Origin of the sequence: Enterococcus avium ATCC 14025 (assembly GCF_000406965.1) — a bacterium.
Lineage (GTDB): Bacteria > Bacillota > Bacilli > Lactobacillales > Enterococcaceae > Enterococcus_A > Enterococcus_A avium.
Genome location: NZ_KE136364.1, coordinates 39,314 through 58,962, shown reverse-complemented (window position 1 = coordinate 58,962; position 19,649 = coordinate 39,314). Strand labels below are relative to the sequence as shown.

The window sequence follows — 19,649 nt, the reverse complement described above, 5'->3', positions numbered from 1 at the left end:
CAAGGATCGCACAACAACGTTGAGGCACAATTATTAATAAGCTAATTCATTATTTTAGATTTCTTTCTTTGCTAATGCTAGACAGCCAATGACTCCTGCATTGTTTTTCAGAGAAGGGGTTACAATATAATTTTTCATTGCTGGAGTTCTTACATAGTCCTTCATTAAAGAATGAAAAGCTACACGAACTCGTTCTACCATGTGAGATTGCTGCATCACACCACCACCTAATATAATGACATCAGGAGAGAGTATCAGTGTAGTATTGTAGACGCATTGGGCAATGTAAAAAGCCTCACTTTCCCAAACAGTATCAGTCTCAGAAATATCCTGCCCTTTTCGACCTGTTCTTGCTTCAATTGCTGGACCCGCCGCCATTCCTTCTAAACAATTTTTGTGAAATGGACAATTTCCTTGGAAAGAATCTTCGTCGTGTGGAACTACAAGCATATGCCCCATTTCAGGGTGACTAAAACCCTCGATGAATTCTCCTTTTTGAATTGCTCCTCCACCAATACCAGTTCCAATAGTGTAATACACAACACTATTTTTTCCTCGCCCTTCTCCGCAAACATACTCCCCATATGCTGCAGCATTTACGTCTGTAGTCCAAGCAATAGGAGCATCAAAGTGTTTCTTCAAACTCCCTACAAAATCAAAATCTTGCCAACCAGGTTTGGGAGTAGAGGTGATATAGCCATAGGTTGACGAATCTTGTTGAACATCAATTGGCCCAAAAGAACCAACACCGATACTTTCAAGTTCTGTTTGATAATCATTAAAAAAGGAGATTACCAGATTCATCGTTTCTTCAGGAGTAGTTGTAGGAAAACTGACTCGTTTTTCAATGTTTAAATTCTTATCTCCAATAGCACAAACAAACTTTGTCCCACCTGCTTCAATTGCACCAAAAACCATATTTTTATCCCTCCATTTTGAGTGAATAATTTTCTAGTTGCTCTATGATTAATAAATCTTCTGATTTGATAACAAATAGTTCATCGCTATTCGTTGGATACACTCGGTTTGTTACAACATATTCTCCTTCATTAATAAATAGTTCTAGCGCATTTGTATCCAGAATCAGACGAACAAGAAGCTTTCCATCATTCACACTTAATGGAGCGACAGAATTATCTTTGTTCCCCACTCCTGAAAGCTCTCTATCTACCAAAACCGTCATCTGCTTCAAGTCAAAATGAATCCTTGTTTTTTCTTTCATGTCTTTTGAACATTTTACAAAAATGTCAAAGGCTTCTGCCTTAGATTTTTCCATATCGATGGTAAGTAATACGTCCGAAGCGCTCGTTAGTGAAGTATTGAAACTTGATTTAGAATCTATTTGAAGATCTTCCACAAGCTCTGAATCTACACGATAATCGTTCAATTCTACGATTGGGTATTGGTAAAGTTTGTTCTTCTTAATTGTTAACTCCCGTGCAATTGTCATCGCTCCGGCCCAGCCATCATTCTTTTCAGGCATTTCAGCAAACCAGATGTTCATCCAAGCAATCATTATCCTTCTGTTTTTTCCATCAGTAAATGTTTGTGGTGCATAAAAATCCTTGCCATAGTCTAAAGTGAAGAAGTCTTTTTGTTCAAATTTACATGTATCGTAGTCAAAATTTCCCAATAAGTAATACGGACTACTATTTTTAGTTCCAAACATCGGAGATATAATCAAAATATCTTGTTCATCAAGTGTAAATAGATCTGGGCACTCCCACATATCTCCTTGCTGTCCGTTACTTTCAGTCGCGATGCCTCGATACTCCCAATCCTTCAAATCTAGGGAGCTATAGATTGCAGCCTTTCCTTTTCCATCCTTCTTTGTCCCTATGATGGCATAATACATCTCATCCTTTTTCCATATCTTAGGATCGCGAAAATCTTCGGTCGCTTCGTTTGGAAATGTAGGAATTGCTGGGTTATTTGAAGATTTTGAAAAACTTCTTCCATCTTTCGAAAAAGCAATATTCTGCGTCTGACGCGGCGTTCTACCATCAACATTTCCTGTATACATTAAGACTAGTTGATCCTCTACCGAAATCGCACTACCTGAAAAACAACCATGTCCTTGTTCAACACTGGAATAGTCGTATTCTTCTGATGGAGCAAGAGCAACAGGAAGATATTCCCATTTAATTCCATCGCTACTTTTAGAATGTCCCCAATGCATCGGTCCCCACTCAACATCATAAGGATAGAATTGGAAAAACAAATGATATTCACCTTGATGGAAAACTAAACCATTAGGATCATTCATCCAACCTAGTGGTGTCATAAAGTGCATTTTCAATCTAGATTTTTTTCCCTGTACACTTGCTCCGTTCTCTTTAATATAGTCATTTGCTTTTTTTAACTCATTTTCATGATTTAATGTTTTTTCGTTTTTCATCCTGTCATCCTTTCGTTGTGTTTCTAAAAAGTTTGATAGCTACAAAAATAGCAACTATCAAACTTTTATTATTTATAGTGTATTTTTTACCCGTCGAATATCCTCTAAATTCTCCTTCATCGCTTGGTGGGTCTTTTTATATTTTAACTTCATTTGTTTTTCTTTTTCCGACCGATAATAGTCTTCTCGCGCTTTTGCATCAGCAAAGGCTTGTTCTTGTTCAACTGTTAATGCTGGCGTCTCTTTCTGTACTGGTTTTGATAATGTCGCGACAATCGGAAGTCGCTCTTCTACTGGCAAAATATCTAGAGTTGGTGATGGAATAGTTTGATACCAATAGGCTGTGGAAGACCAGTCATCTGATAAATGATTCGCATGACCATGTTCAATAGTTACTTTTATTTTTTCTGAAAAATGGATTGGATCAGCAATATGGAATCTATAGGCAACAGTATAGCCAGGCATATCTCCTTCATGAATAATCGTTCCATTATATAGAAAGTGATTCTTCTGCATTCCCCAAGCAAAACTAAAATAATCTTCTGTACCTGTTCCATTAATACTTGGCATTTCCTCCCCATCAATAAAAATCATGTCATCACCTTCACCCCACCAGCTACCTTGGAAATGGTTGACTGATAAGTTACACCCTACATAATGACCTTTTCCTTCGGTTTCCAATAAAACATAATTATCTTCACCAGATAAATTACTAATGGCTTGAACGTCAGGACTATTGGTTTGCAGCCCATTTCCCCAGCCATTATTCGGATTATTTCTTTTCCAATTAGCATGAAAATAAACTGTCTCTTCTGGAAGTTCTTCTTTATACAACTCATAATCAACATAAAAATACAAAGCAAATGGCAATTCATTTTCATTAATAATTTCGATTTTCGCTTTTTTATTAAATGGCATAGGGAAAAAGCAATTCAAAGCACATGGAGCTCCGAACTTTCCAGCCTCTTCAGGTTTTACCGATACATTAAAAGGCATGGATTCAAAATTACCTGGCAATGAATGTCCTACACAGAAGAAATCACCTAATGGTGCTAAAACACTTGGAGTATCTTGATCATCCCAAGTAATTTTGATCAAAGCTTTTCTATAGTAAAACGGGTCTTGTTCCTCCCAGGTAATCCCTAAAGCATTATGGATCTCATTTGCTGGAGCAACATTGCTTCCTAAAACAGGATCAACAATACTTGGGCCCATAATTTTTCTACAAAAAGAGGTCATCCAAATGTGAGTAATACATCCTGGACCATCGATTTCCCCTAATGTAATAGATTCACCTGGAGGAATCATCCAATAGTCTTGATTTTTTCCACTGTGATCGTAACTAGAGACTCTTGCAGATCGCGCCTCCGCTGTTTTTGTTAAAGCTTGCATGTTTCCATTTGAATAATTGTTCATCATAAATTCCTCGCTTAGTTTAAAATTTTTATCCTTTAACTGCTCCAGCAGTCATTCCTTTGATAATTTTCTTCTGGAAAATTGCGTAGAAAGTCAATTGTGGGATAATTAGTAAAATACTTGCTGCGACAATTCCACCATAATCGATATTGTATCGCCCTTTAAATTCTGAAATTGCCAATGGAATAGTCATTTTTGAGCTATCACTAATTAAAGTTGCTGCAAATGGATATTCATTCCAAATGTATAGAATATTAAAAATAAAGATAGTTACAACTACTGGTTTAACTACTGGAAAAACAACTTTCCAACATAACTCAAATAAATTACAGCCATCCAGCAATGCAGCTTCTTCCAACTCACTTGGAAACTCCTTTAAAAAACCAGTGAATAGTAACGTATTAAACCCGATTGATGTTGCGATATAAGGTAAAATCAAAGATAGATACGTATTTTCAATCCCAGCAGCTATCGTCAACCGATAAACCGGAAACAATAGAATAAATGGCGGAATTGCTTGCCCACTTATGAATAATAGGTATAAGGCTTGACTGATCTTTTTTTTCTTAAAGACAAATCTGCTTAAAGCAAACGAACTCATGTACGTGATGATCATTTCAAAAAAGATCGCTACAACGGCAATAATAAATGTATTCTTATAAATCAACTTGAAATCTAAGGTTTCAAATGCCCGATTAAAATTCGATAAATCTAATGATTTAGGTAGTGAAAGGGTGTCTGTTAAAATGGCTGAACTGTCCTTAAATGAAAGTAATATCATCCAAAGAAATGGAACCATAATAATTAATGTAATCAAATAAGTAATACCACTTAAAAAAATATTTTTATCTTTTTTGGTATCCATTAGTTACTATTCAACTCCTTTTCTCTAAATTTCTTTACTATTGTAAATACTCCAAAAATCATTCCGGCACACGTAAAGGTAACTATTAATGTCATGACTGCAATGGACATACCATATCCATATTCGCCTGATGTAAATGTCATTCCGTACATATAGGTGACGAGGACCTCAGATAAATGATTGGGGCCACCATTGGTCAGCTGTAGGACCGTCTCGAATATCTTGAAAACCAAGGTAATAACCAAGATCAAATTCATCTTGAATGTCTCATTTAGCATGGGAATTGTAATGTTTACTACTTTCTGAAAACCTGTTGCACCATCAATATCTGCTGCCTCATATAGTTCCTCGGGTATTAAGGTCAAACCAGCTAAAAAGATTGTTGCTATATACCCCAATGACTGCCAACTTTGAACGATTGCAACTGAAAATGGCGTCAGTTTGTCTCCTCCAATCCATTCTAATGCAAGACTGGACAAACCAGCTTTGTCTAATAGAACGTTGATAAGCCCAATTTTCGGATCTAAAATGAAGACCCAGATCAATCCGACCATGATAGGTGCTACGATCGATGGTGCATAGTTGATTGCCCGGACAAGTGTTAGCCCTTTCATATTCCGATTCATTAGCAGGGATAACAGAAAAGCTCCCGGAATTAAAATCAAAATGGTGACTAGCAAGACAATGATTGTATTTTTTAAGGCAATAATGAAAATTGGGTCTTTAAATAATCTCAGATAATTTGAAATACCAACGAATTGAGGCTGCCCTATACCTGAAAATTTTGTAAAACTATAATATGCAGCAATAAATATAGGCGCAATAATATAAACTAAGTAAAGCAACAATGTAGGCAGTATCAGAATGACTTTATTACGGGTTGAACTATACCATTTCATAACAAATCACCTCTATACTTTATTTTGTATCGTCTATTCTATTCTGTACAACCTTTGCAGCTTCTTCAGGAGTATAGTTACCTACAATAACACCGTAAATACTGTCATACATTGCATTCCCAATTGATTCAGATACAACTAAATCAGGTTGATTTTCTTGGCTTGTCCATTTAGAATCCTCCATATTATTGATAATGTCTGCAAATACAGGAGATTCCTTTTCATCTACTTCAACAGAGATGTTAGTCATTGGAGGAATTTTATTATCAACCATAATTTGAATACCTTCTTGACCATAGTAAAATGCTAAAAATTTCTCGATGGCAGCTTTTTTATCTTTATCTTCAAAAGCAGCCTTGCTCACTACCAATGGAGCGGATGGAACGATAGAACTTAAGTATTGATTGCCAACGCCATCATTAAAAGTAGGCCCCCACCAAAAACCAACATCACTACCAACATCACTAGACTCAATCTTTTGTACATCCCAAGAGCCAGAATCCAACATTGCTGATTTTCCAGTAGTAAACTGTTCAACTGCTTGGAAATAGGATTGTGTACTCACATTTTTAGGAAATGCTCCCGCATCACGAAGCTCGGCAATCTTTTCATAATAGTGAATGAAATCTTTATTATTGTACTTTTCTTTACCAGCTAAAATATCATCCACCTTATCTAAATACCCATAGCGTGATAGCATAATGAGAAAAGCCCAAACAGAATAACTATCTTTTGCACCTTTAGAGATCGTCACAATATCCTTTTCATCAAGTGTTTTCGCTATTTTCATCAAGTCTTCAAAGGTTTCTGGTTTTTCAAATCCATTGTCAGATAAAACTTTCTTATTGTAGTACAAACCTGTTACTAAAGGTTGATAAGGCATTCCGTATTGATTCTTACCATCCTTGAACGGATCGATCATATTCTCACGCCCATCAAATGAATCCTTAATGTCTTTGTTATCTTTCAAAAAATCAGATAAATCAGCTAATACTCCAGCTTCCTGAAGCTCTTTAGCCGAAGCTGGTAACATCCAAAAAATATCTGGAAGCTTATCAGATTGAGACCGCATTTTCATATTTTTAACATGTTCTGATTGCTCTTTGCCCTCCAAATTGATATCAATTTCCGGATTTTCCTTTTTAAATGCTTCAACAACTGCATTAAAAGCTGGTTCTTGATCTGCTGGATTAGCAACATGGATAGCAAAATCAATGGTCGTTTTACCATCTTCTTTAGCTGAATCGCCTCCCTTATTGCCACATGCTGCTAAAGTTAATAGGACTGTTAATGCAAAACCAATACTAATCAATTTCCGTTTCATTTTTTTCACCTCATAATGATTTTCTTTCGATAATTTTTGATGGTATCTCTACTCTTTTCGTTGCATGTTCTTGATTGTTTATACTATCCAAAATTAATTTTGCTGATTCTCTTCCCATCTCAAATGCTGGTTGTCTGATTGCGGTCAAGGGTGTTTGGGCTATTTCCATCCAAGAATAGTCATCGTAAACTGCTATCCCCACGTCAGTGGGAATTGAAATTCCATGATCAATTAGATACTTGATAGTCCCCATAGCTATCGTATTATTTCCAAATAAGATGGCAGATCTTTTTTCTTCAAATGAAGCTACTACCTCCTTTCCTATTCTATATCCCGCTTCAAAAGATGAAATTGTTTCAAACCTTTTTGGTTCTTTATTTCCATTGAGTTTATAGAAAATTTTTTCATATGCCGTATTTCGTTCAATCGTAGATGAAACGTCTGTTGGGCCTGAGATAAAAATGATATCTTCATATCCACGATCCACAATACCTTCTAATAACTCCAGTGTTACTGAATAGTTATTTGTATAAACAACATCATATCGTTCTAAATCGTTTGGTTTCCTATCAACGAAAACAATTGGCAATGTCGTATTTGATGCGATCTGATCAATATTCTTTAATAGTCCTGAAGTGGGGGCAATTATTATCCCATCCACATATTCGATCATACTAGAATTGAACAATTCTAAACGACTCTGTTCCTCGGTTACTCTTTCATGAGAATTGGCAATTATTAGTTGGTAACCGGCTTTTTGTAATTCACTTTCGACTCCTGAAGCTAAAGTAGAAAATAATTCTGAAGAAGAATCCTGTTCTTGTGAAGGGATAATTAGTCCGATTACTTTTGAGCCAACACCTTTCATTGATTTCGCTAGATTGCTTGGTCGATAATTTAATATTTCCATTGATTTCAATACTTTTTCTCTTGTATCCTGCTGTACAAATCGTGAATTATTCATGACGTTTGAGACAGTTGCAGTAGAAACTTTGGCTAATCGTGCAACGTCTTTAATAGTTGCTTTTTTCAAATCTCTCCACCTCTATTTAATCGTTTAATCAAGTCTTTATATTTATAATCAACGTGAATCAAAACTGAAATGTAAGCATTTAGATTTTATTTAATCGATTAAATAGAAAAGTAAAAAAATAATTATTTAATCGATTAAATGAAGCCCTAAAAAAATACATTCTTTTAGATAGCGCTTTCTTGATTTCGATTTCATTCTACTACCTTTCATACTCTTAGTAAAGTCTTTTTTGCCTTTTCAAAAAAATATTGGAAAGAAGAAAAACTCAGAAATAACCATAAACCTGAAATATGGTCGTTTACATACAGAAAAATACAACTCAATAGTAACAAATAGAAATTAAGTTTAGGATTGATTAAGAAAATACCGACTAGTCTTTTAAAATTGTTTTTTTTATTATGGATAGGTGTGTTTGCTGCATAAACCACCAAAAGTAGTAACATTGCTCCCGTCATGATGAAATACACGCTATTGAAAAATTGTCCAAGTAGCACAAACTGAACAAACCAAATAATAATCAAGAGCAACAGCATAGAACAGGAAGTGTTTATCGGAAAAAAAGATTCTTTAAATCCCTTAAAAAAATCCTTCGCCCTTATTTCTTCCCCATCGTTTATCCTACCTATTCCTTGAACAAGGTTATATCCGCTAGGTAAGATACCAAAAATAATTCCGCCAAAAAGTACCCCAATGATGAAGAGAAGATTCAACACAATTAATTGATAAACCAATTCAAAAAGTCTATGAAATTTAGTAAACCGCTTAATATCCATATTTTTCCACCTTACTTATATTGTCGCAACAATAAATTACTCTTAACCTGAGGCACAATAACCAAATGAGCCATCCCCTTCAAACAAACGATCAACGAGTAACATTTAAGGAATCGAAATAACTTCCTCAGTTTCTATATCAAAGAAATGAGCCTTACTACCATTAAACGCTAGTTTTATTTTCTCCTTTGGTTCTAAAAAGTCGCGTGCATCTACTTTGGATACAAACTCAGTTGTTCCTACTTTTGAATACAGCATTGTTTCAGCACCCAATAATTCAGAAACAACAACTTCTGCAATCACTGTTGAGTCTGGAGTTACTTCTATTGCAATCGGTTCTGCGTGGATATCTTCTGGACGAATTCCGAAAATCAACTTCTTACCTTCATACCCTTTGGCCTTTAAAACTTTGTATTTCCCTTCTGCAACACGCAAGCGCAAATCATTACCATCTGTGATATATCCATTAGTAAGAGTAACATCAAAGAAATTCATAGCTGGTGAGCCGATAAAACTAGCTACAAAAACATTTTTTGGTTTATTGTAGACTTCTTGGGGTGATCCAATCTGCTGAACGATACCATCTTTCATAATTACAATACGATCAGCCATAGTCATCGCCTCTGTTTGATCATGTGTAACATAAATAGTAGTCGTATTTAAACGCTGGTGAAGCTTAGCAATTTCTGCGCGCATAGCAACTCTCAATTTTGCATCTAAATTTGATAAAGGCTCATCCATCAGAAAAACCTTTGCATCACGAACGATAGCTCTTCCAAGGGCTACTCGCTGTCTTTGTCCACCAGATAATGAGGCTGGCTTTTTATTCAAGTAATCGGTCAAGCCTAATATTTCTGCCGCATTCTCCACTCTCTTTTTGATCTCGTCTTTATCAAATTTCCGTAACTTTAAGCCAAAAGCCATATTATCAAAAACTGTCATATGTGGATACAGCGCATAGTTTTGAAATACCATCGCTATATCTCGGTCCTTTGGCGCAACCTCATTCATTCTTTCTCCATTAATGAGAAATTCGCCTTCAGAAATACTCTCAAGACCTGCAACCATCCTTAAAGTAGTCGATTTACCACATCCAGATGGTCCTACAAAAACAATAAACTCCCTATCTGCTATTTCAAGATTGAAATCAGTTACAGAATAATTGTCATTGTTCTCGTATTTTTTATAAATATGTTTCAATGATAATTCTGTCATCAATAGTCCTCCATTTCTATTTGATATAAAATACCATAAATGAAAGCGCTGTATATTTCATCGTCAACCTGCCTAAAATAAAAGTTGATTACTAGGTAAAATATCCAAACGGAAAAGTCCCTCAAGAAAAAAGCGAGACGAGTAAATAGCATAAAAAAAGAGAATTATTATTTTTTAGATTGAGCATCGTTCGTTCTTGAAATTTATCAATTTTATAAAGTAGCGAGTTCCGATGCATAAACAATTCTTTTGCTGCTGAACTAAAATTACCTTGTTGTTCCCATAATACTCTAATTAAATGTCTCATTTCTTCATCATCAAACCAGTCTTGATATAATGACAATAAGAGTCCACTCTCACTAGCAATCTGGTTAGAAAAGACAGAAATTATGCAATCGGATAGTTCCAAACATTTCACGCTAAAATTCTTTTTCAAAGAATCAATGAATGCTTTCTTTTCTTCACGAAATAATTGGCTAAAATCATGTTTCCATACATGAAACGATCCTAAAAAAAGCCTTGTTGAAAAATCAAAATCCATATCTAAAGCAAGAAAAATCCCCTCTAAATCATTCACAAGTAAATTATCTAGACCTCTCTTTTCAACTATTAATAAAAATTGTTGATAGAAAAAAAGGTCTACAGAATTCGGAAATATCTCTCGTATTTCTTTCAAGATGCTTTCTTTCTGAGAGTCTTCTAAATGTTTCATATAAACTTGGATTATCCGGAATTCACCATCCTCTGTATTTTGTTTGTTCTCAAACAAAATCTCATACCAAGGATGTCTTTTTTTGTTGATTGATTGACCTTGATTTAATCTAGAAAACAAGAGAAGTTCTCGTTCAGTTAAATCTTCCCTCAAGAAACATGCATACCCATCTAAAATTGGAACGTTTACGGTTTCACTGGAGAATGGACCTTTTTTTAACAACATTGCTTTTGGATAAATAGCTTGGATTTCTTTAAAACTCATCCTTTCCATATTCTTCACCTCCTCTTCGGTAATCAAACTCCGCATCTTCTTTTCATAATAAATAAATCTGATAATAATTTCAATATCGCTACGAAAACGAGATTGAAATTATTAATCAATACAAATAATATGAAAATCGTCGCATTTACAGTATAAATTACTTTTATTCCAACCATTACCGAAACTTTCTGTAAAGAAAAAGCCCAATCATCAACTTAAATGACTGGGCTTCATGGTAGTATAAACGTATTTAAAGATAAAACAACACTTATCATCGGTAACCGAAAAAGTAATACGCTGCAAAATCTCTTTTTTCTTATGTCATAGCTAACAGATTTTCTATCTAATCTTTGACTATTATTTTATCTCACAAAGTAATTCTTTTTCTATAAATCACGTTTGATACGATCCATAGGTATGAGCATTAAGGTTTTGTCAAAGAAAATACTAACTATCCTAAAAAGCCAAAGCCTTTGCCAAGTATTCCAACAATAAAAATTGCAATAATGATTAACAGTGGACTAACATTTTTCTTTAATAACCATGAAACAAATAAGGTCAAAAGTAATGCCAACAATCCTGGCATAATACTATCTAAAACATCCTGAACAGTTTGTGTAACTACCTTACCACTGTCATTAGTAATCTTCGTTGCAACAATTGGAATGTTAATTGTAGTCCACTTATTGACCAATGCTCCCATTACGAACAACCCAACGATCGAGGCTCCTTCAGTCAATTTCTTGATACGATCGCCAGCCATCTCTTTAATGATTTCATTACCCTTTTCATAGCCTAAGGTTAAACCAAAATATTTGGTTGCTAAACGGATAACATTGATTGCGACAAAGAATAACAACGGACCTCCCATACTACCACTCAATGCCAATGACGCACCTAATGCTGCTAGTACTGGTCGTGCCGTTCCCCAAAAAATTGGATCACCCACACCTGCTAAAGGCCCCATCAATCCAATTTTCATTGCGGCAATTGAACTTCCAGGAAGGTTTTTCTTGTTTGACTTTTCTTCCTCCATCGCGGTAACTACACCAAATATTGGAGCCGTCAGCCAAGGCTGTGTATTAAACCATTCTAAATGACGTTGTAAGGCTTCATTCCGTTCCTTTCCAGGAGCATAAAGTCTTTTTATTGCTGGAATCATCACGAAACAGAATCCCATATTTTGAACCCTCTCAAAGTTAAATGATCCGAGTAAAAGGTTTGAACGCCAAAACATGCTGTGTAAGTCTCTTTTTGTTACTGCTTTATTTCCCATCTTTTTTCCCCTCTCTATCATGCATCTAAATCGTCATCATCGTAGGTCATAGCTGCTTGCTCTGTCGCAACTACTGTTTTATTGCTGTTGTTGTATTTCAACTGAATAAATAATAGAGCGAAGCATAATCCTAGACCACCAAATCCAACAAGATTGAAATTTGTAAAGGCAGCGAATAAGAAACCAATGTAGAAGAATGGTTTTAGATTTGGAACATCCATCATATTGATCACCATAGCATAACCAACCACCACAATGATGCCTCCACCGATTTGTAAACCTCCAGTAATCACCTCTGGAATACTATTTAAGAAGTTGCTTACTGCTTGTGCGCTAATCATAGAAATAATCAACGTCGGAATCATTACTCGAAGGGCCTGCATGGCTAGAGCTAACAAATGCATCGCTTCTATTCCACGAAAATTACCTTCCGCTGCATAGTTATCTGCCTTATGGACAAAGAAAACTGTGATTGTCCGGACAAAAATGGTCAGTGCTTGACCAGCAGCTGCTAATGGTACAGCTATTGCGATTCCTTCTCCAATTCCCTGATTAGCTGTGATAACTAAGATAGTAGAGATAACTGACGCGATCGCTGTATCCGGCGCCATAGCAAGTCCAACATTCATCCAACCTAACGCCATCATTTCCAATGTACCACCAAGTATAATACCAGTAGTTATATCTCCCAAAACAAGTCCTACCAACGTACATGCCACTAATGGACGATGTGTTTGCGCTTCGTCAAGAACGCTTCCCATCCCACAGATTCCCGCTACGATTAAGAGCAGAATTATTTGTAATCCATTCATATTTATCACTCCTTCTGCTATTTTGTTAACTCGGTTTCCAATACTTTGGAAAAATCAGCGCTATTATCACCAGGTAATTGACGCATCTCCAGTTTTACTCCGAGATTTGACAACTGTCTAAATGCCGTGACATTGTTTTCGTCCACACTCACTGCTTTCGTAATGTGTATACGATCTTTTTCAAAGCGCATTCCACCAACATTTACTTCCTTCAAATCCACTCCACCTTCAACCAATCGAACAATATCTTCTGGCTTTTCAAATAATAAAAATGCCGTTGTATTTTCATATCGAGGAGAATGATATGCCCGAATCATCTTGTCCACTGTTACAGCACTGGCCTTCATATTTGCAGGTGCGACTGACAAAACCAATGTTTTACGCATTTCATCATTCGCCACACCATCAGATACAATAATAATTCTTTCAGCAGGTCGTAACTTTACCCACTTGGTTAATACTTGTCCATGAATAAAACGATCATCAATTCTTGCTAATACAATGTTCACAGTAAATCATCCTCCTCAGTTTCTTGTTCTTGAATTACTTTAATCTGTTCCGAAAATACTTTGAAACTTTCTTGATTGATAGTTTTCAATGCACCTATTAAATCTGAAATGGATAGGGCTTCTTTCAAAGCACCAGCTTCCAAAAGTACCGGAAGATTCACACCAGTTACAATATCCATGTTTTTTTTGTCAAAAACCAATTGTGTCGCTGAATTATACGGGGTTCCTCCGAAGACATCTACCATGAATAAGACTTCTTCTTCCGGGGGAAACTGTTCCAACTGTTGTTGAAATTTTTCTTGTAACTGCGGAATTCCTTCTCCCTTTAAAAAGGGAATTGCAACTATCTTTTCATCTTTACCAAAAATCATTTGAAAAGCATCTAATAATCCGGTGGATAAGTGGCCATGTCCACTTACAATAATTGCTGTCATCTACTTCTCTCCTCTCTACAATAAATATTGCAATTTGTGTGCCAAACAGTGTTTCAAAATTCATATATCCTTCTAAATATTGTTCTACCAATCCATTTTTATTAAAAAAAAGAGCAAGTATATCAGAAAACAAAACACTTTCTGAAACGCTTGCTTTTTACCCTTACTAGTTTTAAAACACTCTCTACAGTTCTGAAACACTTTTATCATCTATTAACATTTCTGCTATAAAAATTTTTTCATCTTTTGAAACTTTCAATTGTAATCCTTCCTCAATCCGTCGTAAGCTCTCTTCCACATGATCTAGTATCTCTAATACTTCTTTGGAGACATTCTCCTCAAAACTCAATGGCGTCTGTTTAATTACGCGCTCAAACACAAAAGCCGTGTGAACAACTAGCTTAATAATTTGTGAATTAGGAAATGAAACACCTAATACTGATCCCAAATCTGAAACCCACTCTAAAAGCATATCAGTTACATGGTATGGATTCAGATATACTAGGTATGTTTTCAGTGTGTCTTCACACAGATCCTTGACTACGATATTCTTCTGACCAGTTTTATCCAACGGTAGGTTTGTTACACCAATCACCTGTTTTAATATCTCTTCTCCAGTACCTTCAATTAAGTACTCCAAAGAAATGTGAGGTGCATCTATCTTCGGATCTTTCGTACCCACGCTAGCAATTATTTGAAATTTTTCTAAAAGTTCTGGAATTTTTTCTTTCAATTTTAATGCAGAAACCGTTAACACTTGAATGGTATCGTCTGTTGAATCATAGATAATATTTGTAATTAAGCCCTCAATTTTCTTTGCTGTTCCACTACCGGTTGTACAAATTGACAAAATCGCTTTAGGTTTACCTCGACTATCATCATGCAAATGGATTGAAGCAAAAAAATCCTTTTTTACTGAATCATAAACTGCATTCAAATCAAGATCCATATAGTTAATTTTTCGAACAACATCAAGCACAATCGAAGTAGTTACGTTAGGAATCGTTTTAATTTTAACACCGCTTGTCTGTTCCAATCGTTCTCCCATCATCGCCGGTGATCCCATGTCCACCAACATCAAGACCCCTTTTCCGCAGTCAAGCGCTTTGACTTTTTCAACCATCGCTTCAAATAATTCTTGTGGTGAAAGCGTCAAAGGCATATTTAACGCTTCGATTGGTGCTGCTCCTAAAAGATCAGTAGCCACCTCTACCATTGAAGTAGCAGTAGTATTCCCATGAGCTACGACTAAAACACTCACCTTTTGGGTTTCATCAAGTGTTTCAATGGATGCAATCAACATCGTTAAATAAATGACTTCAATTTCAGGAATCAAAAGATTGAATTCATTCTTGATTTCTTGTTTAAATAATAAAGCGACTTGATACTCCTTATCGTGCTCACGCTTGACTTCTTCAATCTCACTATCAATTAAGATGTTGGATTGTTTTCCCCGCTTTAGATACGCATCAATGTGCATACCAATGTAGTAAATAAAACGACGATCAAAATGGCAATCCAACTCTCTTTCAGCAATTTTTTTCAAACCTTCAGCAAACATGGGTATCTTTTTATCGACAAATTTTAACAAATTATAATTCGCACTGTTTTCTTTCACAAAATTGCGTATATATAGATGCAAGTCTGTTAAAATATATTGGTGAATATTCTCTTCATCAATTCCTTGGTCCTTTAATACCTTGACTTTTTCTTCAATTGATTCATAGATATTAAACTCATTGAACTCTTCATTCGACAAACTGGCTTGTTCTTCTGGATAGATCACGGTCATCACACTGATCAAGCCTGACAATTCCTTGGCTTTTTCGAGATTGGTACGACTTGATGCCCAATCAGATTGGATTTCGGCGGGCAAATCGCGTAAACGAATCTCGATCTCCTCAGTTTGATGTAAATTGTTAAGAAAAGCCTGTGCACAAATTAGTTGTATATGTGATTTCAATTGACCAACATTACCAAAATTCGCGGCTTGAATCAAAGCGCTAAATACATCAATATTAATTCGCATCGTTTTTTGTATACGCTTGGACTCATTTCCAAATAAGAACTTGATTAATTCCACTCGCTCCTTTATTGAACGCTCCCGTAAGGAAGGAATCATAATCGTCATTGGAATTCTTCTAAGAAAAGTCCCTAATAAAGCTGAAGAAGGATTTTCTGTTGTTGCACAGATTATCAATACCTTAGCATACCGTTTTACGTTATTTTCACCTAATCGATTAAAGGTTCCGTTATCGATGAAATAAAAAAGCATTTCCTGTCCTTCTGGTGGTAAACGATGCACTTCATCTAGTAATAAAATTCCACCATCCACTTGTTCAACTAAACCTGCATGATCTTCATCAGCACCGGTAAACGCTCCTTTGCAATAGCCGAAAAGATGTGACAACAGTAGCTGTGGATTATGATAGTAATCAGCACAATTGAAACTTTCAAAGGGAGCTTCTTCTGGTAATATATTTTCATACTTCGCGTATTCAAAGATTCGATTCGCAAAAAAAGTTTTCCCTGACCCGGTAGGACCTAACAACAACATATGTAAGCCAAAAGGAGGGTAATATACCGCCGCCTTGGCTTGCGAAATCGGTTTTTTCAAACTTCCATCATGACCAATTACACGATCAAAAGGATTTTTCTTTATCCTTTGAACTTTTACAGATTTATTTTTGTGATCAAAAGCTAGTAACTCTTGTAGGCTTTTCACTTCTGTTTCTTGCGAAATGGTCGTCTCAAATAGTTCTTCAATGAGTATAGTTGGAAAATATTTCACTGGATAAGTCTTTACCTTGATCAGTTTCTGGGCCCGAACTAGCTTATTAAGTTCTAAACTTGCATTAGAGCGAGTCAATTGCAAAGCAGAAGCGATTTCTTGTGCAGAACTGCCCTCACCAGAAAGAATCTGATCCTTTGAGACGTTCTGCCAAATTTCTAACAATTTTTGATACACTTTATCGATCCGTTTCACCATCTACACCTCAATTATTGATACACTTTTTCTCATTATATCCTAATGTAAAAAAGTTGCCAATGCGTGGTAGAAGCCATTTTCATTATTTCCTCTAGTTACTATATCTGATGAACGTTTCACTATTTCAGGCGCATTCCCCATTGCAACACCAACACCAGCTTTCACAAGCATCGGTAAATCATTATAGTTATCACCGATCGCTAAAATTTCTTTTAAATCAACGTGAAGCGCCTGTGCAATCAAATTCATAGCTGTCAATTTAGAAACTTGCTGATGAGTTACTTCCAGATAGGTTTCTTTCGACCGATAAAAAGAAACATCCAAGAGTTCAGATTGTCTTAGCTTCTCTTCTGCTATCTCTAGCGTTTCTGGGTTCCCCATTAATAAAAATTTATGGACAGGATGATAGTCTTTCAAGAATTCTTTTAAGTTCACTATTTTTGGCCGCATTTCAGTGATGGTGGCTTCTTGGCAGTGCCACCTATCGAGAGCTTCAACATACCAATGTTCATCAGAATAAACACTAATACTAACATCCACACAATGCTGTTTTACTAGTTTATAAATAAGCAATGCGTCTAAGCGTTCTACTGGTAAACTATACAGTGATACAAATTGTTTGTTCTTCTCTTCTCGAACAATTAGTGCACCGTTATAGCAAACTAATGGCGTTTTCAGCCCTAACTCCTTCGTTACTTTCGTCATCGCTAGTGGTGGTCTTGCTGATGCTAAAACTGTTGGAATACCAACATTGTTCATTCTTTGAATGATTTCTTTTGTCTCACCTGTCAATTGATGTCGTTCATCCAGCAAGGTCCCATCAACGTCACTAAAAACTAACTTAATCGTACTCATACTATCCCTCCTAATGCTTTTGATCAGTTAAAAAGACTTCCCGAAGCTACACGATTCGTTATTTTCACATCTAATACAAGATATTGGTACTCTTTTCAAACAACGCTAATTGATTTGGTTTTAGCTCTTGGTCGGTAATAAATACGTCAATATCTTCATATTCGCCACCCCTGAACGTTGACTGTTTTTGAAATTTTTGCTGCTCTGAAATCAAAACAACCTTGCGCGTTCGTTGAATTACTTTGCGTTTAATTCTAGCGTTCTGCTTTTCCTTAAAATAGAAACCATCTTCTTCAAGACTCGCAGCCCCAATTAGACTTAGATCAAACTTCACTTGACCTATTTGTTCCAATGCTTCCTCACCATAGAAAAAACGGTTCTTATCATCAAATTTTCCACCTAAAACGGTCAAGTTAATTAAGGGCTGATTTGCAAGTACAAATGCATTATCAAGTGCGTGGGTGTAAATTTGACAAGGTACTTTTATATTTTGCGCTACCTGTAAAAGTGTTGTTGACACATCGATGAAACAGACACTGTTCGGTTGAATCTGTTTTACAGCAAGCTGAGCCATCCTTTGTTTTTCCTGCGAAAGCTGATTTAATCGCTCAAAGTAATTTAAAACCTGTAATTTTTCTTCAGGCATTATGATGCCACCATGCGTACGGATTACTTTTCCGTTTTCAACCAATTGGATAATATCTCTTCTAGCGGTATCTCTGGAAATGCCAAACTGCTCTACGATTTCTTGGGTGCTAACCTCCCCTTTGTCCTCCAGCATCAACATAATTTTTTTGAGACGTTTCTCTTGATACAATTTCAACCCCTCGCTTTCATCCATATAGTAACATTTCCCATAAGCGTTTAAAAGTTTTTTTAAGTGTTTTTATGTATTTCGATAAATCGAGTAGAGGTCCGAACGCTTAGGTTCGCACCCCTCTCACACCACCGTACGTACGGACCCGTATACGGCGGTTCAATAATTCAAGTATATGAACTGGTATTTCAAGGATATATCCGTATATCCTCGTGATACCAGTTCTTTATCTGTAAGCGAACGGTGGAGTACATGGCTTTTGGATATCTTCCAAAATCCTCTTCTTGTATTCGACCACTCAAATGCTTTCTGCTTTTCGATACCCAACGCTATCAGATTCTTTCTTCTAGTTCGTGGATTCTTCCACTGTTTCCAGATATACTGCCGGATTCTCCGCTTCAACCATCCATTCAATTCATTCATGAAACCTTTCATTTCACTGATTCCATAATAGTTTATCCAACCATTCATCAGTTGGTTGATTTCCTTGAATAAAACTGCCACATTTCTACCACGATTGTGTTGGCTCGTTATCATTCAACTCACACTACACCCTCGTAAGACCTCCCCTGGTAAGGGCAATAACTTTCCTCCCATGTAACTGCTGGATTTACTGTATAGGTTTCGGGCAGTATTGGACTTCATCTTGTTATGCAGACTTATCCAACCTAATTCAGCCTTGTATCCAGTTTCTGTTCGTCAGTTCAGGAGTTTGCGTCCGGCTTCCTTCAGCTACAACCTCACGATTGCCACCTTGCCTTTCACTAACAGTTCCTACTGCCAAGCCTGTAGTGGACTTTCACCACCAAGTTATTGCCCATGCAGGGCGCACATAAGAAAACCTCAGGAGAAAACCGCTCCTGAGGACTTTTTGTTTAGATAAATCATTTTATTGTCGATCACTGATTCTAAATTCGTATCCAAGTACGTTCTTATAGTATTCTGGATACATCTCTCCACCACATTTTTCGCAATCAAATTGCGGAGCGTTCTCAGGATCAAATGCAACATCTCCTGCATCCAAAAATTGAACTACTTCCTTTGGAATTTTTTCCTTT

Annotated in this window: 18 protein-coding genes; all 18 read right to left on the bottom strand. The window is 36.2% G+C overall.

The window, feature by feature from the left end; translation table 11 throughout:
• Window positions 1-54: 54 nt before the first annotated feature.
• The 18 genes from scrK to OMU_RS13055 all read right to left on the bottom strand — a co-directional run bounded on the left by scrK (window position 55) and on the right by OMU_RS13055 (window position 19,128).
• On the bottom strand, window positions 55-918 hold the full coding sequence (gene scrK, locus OMU_RS13140) for a fructokinase ScrK (protein WP_016180384.1): 864 nt from the start codon (window positions 916-918) through the stop codon (window positions 55-57).
• Window positions 919-922: 4 nt separating this feature from the next.
• The gene (locus OMU_RS13135; protein ID WP_016180383.1) at window positions 923-2,398 is read right to left on the bottom strand and encodes a glycoside hydrolase family 32 protein; all 1,476 of its coding nucleotides are present in this window, start codon (window positions 2,396-2,398) and stop codon (window positions 923-925) included.
• Window positions 2,399-2,470: 72 nt separating this feature from the next.
• A complete protein-coding gene (locus OMU_RS13130; RefSeq protein WP_233421616.1) occupies window positions 2,471-3,817 on the bottom strand; it encodes a glycoside hydrolase family 172 protein in 1,347 nt (448 codons plus the stop codon).
• 25 nt (window positions 3,818-3,842) lie between these two features.
• Entirely contained in the window at window positions 3,843-4,679 is an 837-nt protein-coding gene (locus tag OMU_RS13125; RefSeq protein WP_016180381.1) for a carbohydrate ABC transporter permease, read from the bottom strand.
• On the bottom strand, window positions 4,679-5,578 hold the full coding sequence (locus OMU_RS13120; protein WP_016180380.1) for a carbohydrate ABC transporter permease: 900 nt from the start codon (window positions 5,576-5,578) through the stop codon (window positions 4,679-4,681). Before OMU_RS13120 ends, OMU_RS13125 begins: the two co-directional genes overlap by 1 nt.
• Before the next feature lie 19 nt (window positions 5,579-5,597).
• A complete protein-coding gene (locus tag OMU_RS13115; RefSeq protein WP_016180379.1) occupies window positions 5,598-6,902 on the bottom strand; it encodes an ABC transporter substrate-binding protein in 1,305 nt (434 codons plus the stop codon).
• A gap of 10 nt (window positions 6,903-6,912) precedes the next feature.
• The gene (locus tag OMU_RS13110) at window positions 6,913-7,935 is read right to left on the bottom strand and encodes a LacI family DNA-binding transcriptional regulator (protein WP_016180378.1); all 1,023 of its coding nucleotides are present in this window, start codon (window positions 7,933-7,935) and stop codon (window positions 6,913-6,915) included.
• A 206-nt stretch (window positions 7,936-8,141) separates the two neighbouring features.
• A complete protein-coding gene (locus tag OMU_RS13105; RefSeq protein WP_016180377.1) occupies window positions 8,142-8,708 on the bottom strand; it encodes a DUF624 domain-containing protein in 567 nt (188 codons plus the stop codon).
• Window positions 8,709-8,813: 105 nt separating this feature from the next.
• Window positions 8,814-9,923 (bottom strand): ABC transporter ATP-binding protein, encoded by a 1,110-nt coding sequence (locus OMU_RS13100; protein ID WP_010740680.1) that lies wholly within the window; start codon window positions 9,921-9,923, stop codon window positions 8,814-8,816.
• 121 nt (window positions 9,924-10,044) lie between these two features.
• On the bottom strand, window positions 10,045-10,908 hold the full coding sequence (locus OMU_RS13095) for a helix-turn-helix domain-containing protein (protein ID WP_016180376.1): 864 nt from the start codon (window positions 10,906-10,908) through the stop codon (window positions 10,045-10,047).
• Between the two features lie 442 nt (window positions 10,909-11,350).
• Window positions 11,351-12,196 carry a mannose/fructose/sorbose PTS transporter subunit IID gene (locus OMU_RS13090; RefSeq protein WP_164872413.1) on the bottom strand — a complete coding sequence of 282 codons (846 nt, stop codon included), beginning with the start codon at window positions 12,194-12,196 and terminating at the stop codon, window positions 11,351-11,353.
• Window positions 12,193-12,987, bottom strand: coding sequence for a PTS mannose/fructose/sorbose transporter subunit IIC (locus OMU_RS13085; RefSeq protein WP_016180374.1), 795 nt, complete (start codon window positions 12,985-12,987; stop codon window positions 12,193-12,195). The genes OMU_RS13090 and OMU_RS13085 overlap by 4 nt, the downstream gene beginning before the upstream one ends.
• 17 nt (window positions 12,988-13,004) lie before the next feature.
• On the bottom strand, window positions 13,005-13,496 hold the full coding sequence (locus tag OMU_RS13080; protein WP_016180373.1) for a PTS sugar transporter subunit IIB: 492 nt from the start codon (window positions 13,494-13,496) through the stop codon (window positions 13,005-13,007).
• Window positions 13,493-13,930 carry a mannose/fructose/sorbose PTS transporter subunit IIA gene (locus OMU_RS13075; protein WP_016180372.1) on the bottom strand — a complete coding sequence of 146 codons (438 nt, stop codon included), beginning with the start codon at window positions 13,928-13,930 and terminating at the stop codon, window positions 13,493-13,495. Before OMU_RS13075 ends, OMU_RS13080 begins: the two co-directional genes overlap by 4 nt.
• A 184-nt stretch (window positions 13,931-14,114) precedes the next feature.
• Window positions 14,115-16,919, bottom strand: coding sequence for a sigma-54-dependent transcriptional regulator (locus OMU_RS13070; protein ID WP_016180371.1), 2,805 nt, complete (start codon window positions 16,917-16,919; stop codon window positions 14,115-14,117).
• A gap of 39 nt (window positions 16,920-16,958) precedes the next feature.
• Window positions 16,959-17,774, bottom strand: a complete 816-nt coding sequence (locus OMU_RS13065; protein WP_016180370.1) for a Cof-type HAD-IIB family hydrolase — start codon at window positions 17,772-17,774, stop codon at window positions 16,959-16,961.
• Window positions 17,775-17,844: 70 nt separating this feature from the next.
• Window positions 17,845-18,591: a DeoR/GlpR family DNA-binding transcription regulator gene (locus OMU_RS13060; protein ID WP_034876364.1), complete on the bottom strand. Its 747-nt coding sequence runs from the start codon at window positions 18,589-18,591 to the stop codon at window positions 17,845-17,847.
• 159 nt (window positions 18,592-18,750) lie between these two features.
• On the bottom strand, window positions 18,751-19,128 hold the full coding sequence (locus OMU_RS13055) for a group II intron maturase-specific domain-containing protein (protein ID WP_034876169.1): 378 nt from the start codon (window positions 19,126-19,128) through the stop codon (window positions 18,751-18,753).
• Window positions 19,129-19,649 lie beyond the last annotated feature (521 nt).

What these genes read in the sequence shown, in the direction of transcription:
- OMU_RS13095 (WP_016180376.1), bottom strand. Translation starts at nt 10,908, where the DNA reads ATGGAAAGGATGAGTTTTAAAGAAATCCAAGCTATTTATCCAAAAGCA.
- OMU_RS13120 (WP_016180380.1), bottom strand. Translation starts at nt 5,578, where the DNA reads ATGAAATGGTATAGTTCAACCCGTAATAAAGTCATTCTGATACTGCCT.
- OMU_RS13125 (WP_016180381.1), bottom strand. Translation starts at nt 4,679, where the DNA reads ATGGATACCAAAAAAGATAAAAATATTTTTTTAAGTGGTATTACTTAT.
- OMU_RS13115 (WP_016180379.1), bottom strand. Translation starts at nt 6,902, where the DNA reads ATGAAACGGAAATTGATTAGTATTGGTTTTGCATTAACAGTCCTATTA.
- OMU_RS13135 (WP_016180383.1), bottom strand. Translation starts at nt 2,398, where the DNA reads ATGAAAAACGAAAAAACATTAAATCATGAAAATGAGTTAAAAAAAGCA.
- OMU_RS13100 (WP_010740680.1), bottom strand. Translation starts at nt 9,923, where the DNA reads ATGACAGAATTATCATTGAAACATATTTATAAAAAATACGAGAACAAT.
- OMU_RS13055 (WP_034876169.1), bottom strand. Translation starts at nt 19,128, where the DNA reads ATGATAACGAGCCAACACAATCGTGGTAGAAATGTGGCAGTTTTATTC.
- OMU_RS13075 (WP_016180372.1), bottom strand. Translation starts at nt 13,930, where the DNA reads ATGACAGCAATTATTGTAAGTGGACATGGCCACTTATCCACCGGATTA.
- scrK (WP_016180384.1), bottom strand. Translation starts at nt 918, where the DNA reads ATGGTTTTTGGTGCAATTGAAGCAGGTGGGACAAAGTTTGTTTGTGCT.
- OMU_RS13105 (WP_016180377.1), bottom strand. Translation starts at nt 8,708, where the DNA reads ATGGATATTAAGCGGTTTACTAAATTTCATAGACTTTTTGAATTGGTT.
- OMU_RS13085 (WP_016180374.1), bottom strand. Translation starts at nt 12,987, where the DNA reads ATGAATGGATTACAAATAATTCTGCTCTTAATCGTAGCGGGAATCTGT.
- OMU_RS13130 (WP_233421616.1), bottom strand. Translation starts at nt 3,817, where the DNA reads ATGATGAACAATTATTCAAATGGAAACATGCAAGCTTTAACAAAAACA.
- OMU_RS13070 (WP_016180371.1), bottom strand. Translation starts at nt 16,919, where the DNA reads ATGGTGAAACGGATCGATAAAGTGTATCAAAAATTGTTAGAAATTTGG.
- OMU_RS13090 (WP_164872413.1), bottom strand. Translation starts at nt 12,196, where the DNA reads ATGATAGAGAGGGGAAAAAAGATGGGAAATAAAGCAGTAACAAAAAGA.
- OMU_RS13065 (WP_016180370.1), bottom strand. Translation starts at nt 17,774, where the DNA reads ATGAGTACGATTAAGTTAGTTTTTAGTGACGTTGATGGGACCTTGCTG.